Origin of the sequence: Robertmurraya beringensis (assembly GCF_042433785.1) — a bacterium.
Lineage (GTDB): Bacteria > Bacillota > Bacilli > Bacillales > Cytobacillaceae > Robertmurraya_A > Robertmurraya_A beringensis.
The window spans coordinates 1-2,401 of sequence record NZ_JBHLUU010000068.1 but is presented as its reverse complement, the minus strand read 5'-3'; the positions used below and the strand labels follow the sequence as shown (position 1 = coordinate 2,401).

General features: G+C 34.8%; 3 protein-coding genes. 1 reads left to right on the top strand and 2 read right to left on the bottom strand.

Annotated features, from left to right (window positions below):
- The first annotated feature begins 382 nt into the window (after window positions 1–382).
- A complete protein-coding gene (locus ACFFHF_RS11990) occupies window positions 383–559 on the top strand; it encodes a hypothetical protein (protein WP_340904993.1) in 177 nt (58 codons plus the stop codon).
- 33 nt (window positions 560–592) lie between these two features.
- Here the strand turns inward: ACFFHF_RS11990 and ACFFHF_RS11985 are convergent, their stop codons facing one another.
- On the bottom strand, window positions 593–1,510 hold the full coding sequence (locus tag ACFFHF_RS11985) for a DMT family transporter (protein ID WP_160549926.1): 918 nt from the start codon (window positions 1,508–1,510) through the stop codon (window positions 593–595).
- A gap of 40 nt (window positions 1,511–1,550) precedes the next feature.
- Complete coding sequence (locus tag ACFFHF_RS11980) at window positions 1,551–2,252, bottom strand: MgtC/SapB family protein (protein WP_160549927.1); 702 nt, start codon at window positions 2,250–2,252, stop codon at window positions 1,551–1,553.
- Window positions 2,253–2,401: the final 149 nt, after the last annotated feature.

The following is a 2,401-nucleotide window of genomic DNA, read 5'->3' as shown; positions in this document are numbered from 1 at the left end:
TGAGCCAGGATCAAACTCTCCAATAAAGAGTAAGATTAGCTCTTAAAGTTAAAACGTTGGCTAGTGTATTTTTCAACACTAATCATTTTTGTTGACGTATGATTTGTTTAGTTTTCAAAGAACAATTCGTTAGGTTACCGCTCAAAAGCGACTTCCTTAATATATCACATCGCCCATTTTGGAGTCAACAACTTTTTTACTTTTATTTTTTCAAATCGTTGCTTCCTCGTGAGGACAAGGAATAATATATCACGAATAATATCCAATTTCAATATAATTTTAAAAAAGTTTTTCCTTTTAAAAGTAGAATCTCTTAATAGGAGTAATAGATTGGGTTCACTAGCATATATATACGATATAAAATAATAGAAAGGAGCAACATATGCTATTAGAATCATTCTCCTTATACCTTTCACTAGTTATGGCCATCTTCTTATTTTACTATGCTTACTGGGAGGGAATTCGAATCGCAAATAGCGAAGGTAAAGTATACGGTGGTACATTTATCTTCACACTCGTCTCAGCTTTTATTTTTTCTGGATTTACCTACACACTCTAAAAAAGGAGAACCTTCAAAGGTTCTCCTTCTTACTTATACGATCTCTTTTAATGCATCTTTTTTTGCTTTCTTCTGTTTTCCACTTCTCTCATCTAATAAAAACAAAGAAATACCCACGATAACAATGCTTCCACCTAATATCTGAGTAAATAAAACTTTTTCCGATAAAAAATAATATGCAAGAATTGTCGCCCCCACCGGTTCAAATAAGATTGCCATCGAGATGATTGAAGTACTAATCCACTTGATTGCCCAATTGAATAAGGAGTGACCTAATAAGGTAGGAATAAGAGCTAATAAAATAAAGTTCCACCATTCATTTTTCGGATATGGATATAGAGATTCTCCGACAATAAGTACATAAAACAATAAAACAATCGAGCTTATACTATATACAACAAACGTATAGGTAACTAGAGAAATTCTCTTTCTTACTGATTGTCCAAACATTAAATACGCAGTAACAAGTGCACATGCCAGTAATGCAAGAATATCCCCATATAAAGCTGTTCCACTTACTCGAAAATCTCCCCAGCTAATAATGACACTCCCTACAATCGCTGCTACCGCACAAAGTATGGCTTTTAATGTAAAACGCTCCTTAAAAAACAAAAAAGTACCGACAAATGCAAACAACGGTTGAAGAGTGACAAGTACTGTAGAACTTGCCACAGATGTGTAGTTTAAAGATTCAAACCATAATATAAAGTGAAAGGCTAGAAACACTCCCGCAAAAGTAGCATATAACCAATCCCTCTTCGAAATAAACGCCAATTCCTTTACATACTTTATTAAAAAGACCGGCAGCATAAACAAAACAGAGAAAAGTAGTCGGTAGAAAGCAATTACCCCCGAAGGAGCATCAGAAAACTTTACGAAAATGGCTGAAGCCGATACAGCAATCACACCAACGATTAATGCAAAATACGGATTTACTATTGTACGATTCATTCGTTTCCCCTTCTTATTTCCTCCCAGTACTCCACACTATCTACTCAACACTTTCGACCTCAACTTGGTTGACACCATTAATTGATTTCAACTCGTAGTAAATATCGGTTGTGTAAATACCTTTATAGGTTGTGACTAAGCAACTAATCAAAATATCATCTGTCTCTTCTTTGACCTTTAAGTGTTTTACCCCTAACTTTCTACCTTTTATTTCTTTAATCATTTCTGTTAAGTTAGTTGATTTCTCTAAAAATAATTTTACTTTAATTTCTTTCTCTTTTAACTTTTTCGGTCCCATCTTATCAAATAAAAATGGAATGACTTTAATACCGAAAATTAAGAATGATATGCCAGCAAGAGCCTCTATGTAAAAACCAGCACCAATCGTAATTCCAATCCCAGCAGATGCAAGTACCAATGACGCGGTTGTAAGACCTGAAATGGCTTCATTGCCTCTCCTCATGATTACCCCTGCTCCTAAAAACCCGATACCACTTATGATATACGAGGGTATTCTACCAGGATCCATTGGCCTTGAGTACTCTTTAGCATATAAAAAGGCGGATTCATATGACACCGTCGTTAACAGGCAAGCCATTACTGAAATAATTAGACAAGTTTTCAGTCCTAATGGCTTCCCTTTTAGTTCTCGTTCTAACCCGATGACAATCCCAGCAACTGCCGCAAAAGATAATTTAAAAAGAACATCGTAACGTGTAAATTCTATAAATAGTTCTTTCATTTATTATCCCCCTTAATTATGTACGTATTGTCAAAACTTTTATAGTAAATAGGTTATTAAATCCTATCTAAGAGGGCTTTATAAGCAAAAAAATTGCCACCCCCTGAATTCTAAGGATAATTGAGGTTACGACACTCTCAACAACCTAG

Bases quoted from the DNA above. Each gene is read 5' to 3' on its own strand.
- ACFFHF_RS11990 (WP_340904993.1), top strand. From the start codon at position 383: ATGCTATTAGAATCATTCTCCTTATACCTTTCACTAGTTATGGCCATC.
- ACFFHF_RS11985 (WP_160549926.1), bottom strand. From the start codon at position 1,510: ATGAATCGTACAATAGTAAATCCGTATTTTGCATTAATCGTTGGTGTG.
- ACFFHF_RS11980 (WP_160549927.1), bottom strand. From the start codon at position 2,252: ATGAAAGAACTATTTATAGAATTTACACGTTACGATGTTCTTTTTAAA.